The organism is Desulfovirgula thermocuniculi DSM 16036 (assembly GCF_000429345.1).
In the GTDB taxonomy this organism is placed as follows: Bacteria; Bacillota; Desulfotomaculia; order Desulfotomaculales; family Desulfovirgulaceae; genus Desulfovirgula; species Desulfovirgula thermocuniculi.
This window is the reverse complement of record NZ_KE386888.1, coordinates 1-1,562: the sequence shown is the minus strand read 5'-3', so window position 1 is coordinate 1,562 and position 1,562 is coordinate 1. Positions and strand designations below refer to the sequence as shown.

Annotated in this window: 2 protein-coding genes; both read right to left on the bottom strand. The window is 61.9% G+C overall.

The window, feature by feature from the left end:
• A partial coding sequence (locus G454_RS19885; RefSeq protein ID WP_035108169.1) for a CoB--CoM heterodisulfide reductase iron-sulfur subunit A family protein occupies nt 1–1,363 on the bottom strand: 1,363 nt, incomplete at its 3' end.
• A 28-nt stretch (nt 1,364–1,391) separates the two neighbouring features.
• Nucleotides 1,392–1,559 carry a 4Fe-4S binding protein gene (locus tag G454_RS22975; protein WP_281168489.1) on the bottom strand — a complete coding sequence of 56 codons (168 nt, stop codon included), beginning with the start codon at nt 1,557–1,559 and terminating at the stop codon, nt 1,392–1,394.
• Nucleotides 1,560–1,562 lie beyond the last annotated feature (3 nt).

Below are 1,562 nucleotides of genomic sequence, written 5' to 3'. Positions count from 1 at the left end.
CCCCCACGCGGGGCGGCTCATTTCCCACCGGCCGCTCCGGCGGGTACTCTTTGACCCGCACCTCAACGCCACGGGCGGCGCTCAAAAGCCGGGAGGCGTAGCCCGCCGCCGCGCTGGCCTCGGTGACCGTCTCCGGGATGTCCTTGGGACCAGCAAAGGTGCCCCCTACGAACACTCCCGGCCGGGAGGTGACCACCGGGTTGAAGGGATCGTGCCGGCAGTAGCCGAATTCGTCCAGTTCAACCCCCAGAGCGGCAGCCAGTTCACGAGTTCCCCGGGCAGGACGCATGCCCACAGACAGTACCACCATGTCAAACTCTTCTTCCCGGAAAGCGCCGTCGGGCATGCGGTAGCGTACCAAGAGGTTCTTGCTGCCCGGGATTTCCTTAATCTCCGAAATCATGCACTGCACATAGCGCACGCCGAGTTCATCTTTAGCCCGCCGGTAGTACTGTTCAAAGCCCTTGCCGTAGGCCCGCATGTCCATGTAAAAGATGGTGGTCTCCAGCCCCGGGGAATGTTCCTTGGCCACGATGGCTTCTTTGGTGGCGTACATGCAGCAGACCGCCGAGCAGTAATTGATCCCGGAACGGGGTTCTCGGGAGCCGACGCATTGAATCCAGGCAATGCGCCGGGGCGCTTTGCCGTCGGAAGGGCGCACCAGGTGCCCCTGGTAGGGCCCGGAGGCGCTCAAAATCCTTTCAAACTGCAGGCTGGTGACCACGTTAGGGAAACGCCCGTAACCCAGCTCGGGGCGGGTGGCCGCATCGAAAAGTTCAAACCCGGGGGAAAGGATCACCGCCCCTGCTTTTATTTGCATTTCTTCCCCGCGCATCCCGTGATCAATGGCCTTACGGGCACATTTTTCCACACAGGTACCACACTTGATGCATAAATCAGGGTCCACCACGTAAGCGTTGGGATAGGCCTGGGCATAGGGCTTGTAGATGGCCTTGCGCACACCCAAGCCCTGGTTGAATTCGCTGGCCACTTCCCGGGGGCACACCTGCTCACAGCGACCGCAACTTACGCAGCGCTTCTCGTCCACAAAACGAGGGTGTTTATAAACGGATACGGTGAAGTTACCCGGTTCGCCGCTTAAACCGGTAACCTCGGCCAGCGTGAGCACTTCGATGTTGTGGTGGCCCCCCAGAGCGGCCACCTTGGGGGAGAGGATGCACATGGAGCAATCGTTGGTGGGGAAGGTTTTGTCCAGCATGGCCATGTGGCCGGCAACGGCGGGGCCCCGCTCCACCACGTAGACCTTAAACCCGGCCTCGGCCAGGTCCAGGGCGGATTGCATCCCGCTGATGCCGGCGCCAACCACCACCACGGAGCCCCTTGGCTGGTCTGTTGTTAACACGTGGGACCCTCCTTACGTTGGGAATCTCTCAGATGGCCTCCAGCATGGCCAGCAACTGTCCCTTCTCAAACCCCTTCTGCTGCGAAGCCCCGTTGGGACAGGCAGCCACGCAGGCCCCGCAGCCCTGGCAAAGGGCTTCGTTGACTTCCGCCACCCGGCGCAAGCGGTCCACACTCCGGGCCTGGTAGTCGCACACCTT